The organism is Okeania sp. SIO2C9 (genome assembly GCF_010672455.1).
Classification (GTDB): Bacteria; Cyanobacteriota; Cyanobacteriia; order Cyanobacteriales; family Microcoleaceae; genus Okeania.
In genome coordinates this window covers 1-1,330 of the sequence record NZ_JAAHGO010000243.1, presented here as the reverse complement: position 1 = coordinate 1,330, position 1,330 = coordinate 1, and the positions used below count along the sequence as shown (strand labels likewise).

Here is a 1,330-nt window from a genome sequence, read left to right as displayed (position 1 = left end):
TCTGGTATAGTCGCTGATTTTATCAATGTGATCATCGAAAACATGCGACAGATTGTGTTGCAAGTGCAATCGGCATCTCAAGCTGTGAGTAAAACTGCTCAAGGTTCTCAAACAGAGGTTAAGAATTTTTCGGCAGAGGCTCTAGAACAAGCCCAAGCTATAACCACTGCCCTTACTCAAATTCAGGCGATGACAGACTCAATCCAGGGGGTAGCTCTCAATGCTAGGCAAGCTAAAGTGAAGGTTGGGCAGGCAGATCAAGCTCTCCAAGAAGGAGATGAAGCCATGAACTACACTGTAGATGGTATTCTAGCAATTCAAGAAACTGTCGAGACAGCCGCTCACAAGGTCAAGCGCTTGGGCGATTCCTCACAAAAGATATCCAGGGTTTTGAATCTGATTCGGGATTTGGCAAGTCAAACCCACGTTTTAGCCTTGAATGCCTCAATTGAGGCTCAAGGTTCCTTGCAAGAAGGTCAAGGTTTTGCTGTAGTTGCCGAAGAAGTGCGGTCTCTCTCAGAACAGTCAACTGCAGCAACCAAAGAAATTGAACAAATTGTTGAGGAAATCCAAGCAGAAACTAATCAAGTGGTAATGGCGATGGAAGCTGGGCGAGAACAGGTAATTACCGGAACTGAATTGGTGGAAACAACTAGGCAGAAACTAACTTCCATTGCTGTTGTTAGTGGTCAAATTAGGACAATAGTTGAGGAGATGGCTCAAGCCTCTTACGTCCAAGCCCAAACCTCAGCCTCTGTATCAACTACCATGCAGGAGATTGAAGCAATTGTTCAAAAGACTTCCGATCAATCTGTTGCTGTAGCAAATTCTTTCTCTCAGCTGCTAGGAGTGGCAGAGGAACTCCAAGAAAGTGTGGCTAAGTTCAAGGTGAATGAGTAGGAATATTGAAATAGATGGGGAGATGGGGATAGGGAGAGGAAAACAGGGAATGAGTATATACACTCATTCCTCCCACACCTCCCTATTCTTAATTTCTCCTCCCACAGTTCCCTCAAGTGAAAACTGCGACAAGTTATGGTTTCTGACTTCCAATCTCAAGAGTCCTATCAATTTTTCCTCCAGGAGGCGCGGGAACTATTACAAGCTCTTGAAGAAGGGTTGTTAAATCTCAGGAGAGACTCTAGTATCTCAAAAATTCACGACCTGATGCGCATTGCTCATTCTCTCAAAGGAGGGGCAGTTTGTGTGGGTTTAAACAGTATTGGGAACTTAGCACACTCCCTTGAGAATGTTTTCCAAGCTCTCTATGAAAAAAACACTGAAATTGACGTTGAGTTAGAGGATTTGCTACTAAAAGCTTACGATTGCA

Annotated in this window: 2 protein-coding genes; both read left to right on the top strand. The window is 44.1% G+C overall.

Going from position 1 to position 1,330, the window contains the following annotated elements; translation table 11 throughout:
- Positions 1-900 (top strand): methyl-accepting chemotaxis protein (locus F6K23_RS40670; protein ID WP_293166909.1); only part of this gene is annotated, 900 nt, incomplete at its 5' end.
- A 135-nt stretch (positions 901-1,035) separates the two neighbouring features.
- A partial coding sequence (locus F6K23_RS40665; protein ID WP_293166907.1) for an Hpt domain-containing protein occupies positions 1,036-1,330 on the top strand: 295 nt, incomplete at its 3' end.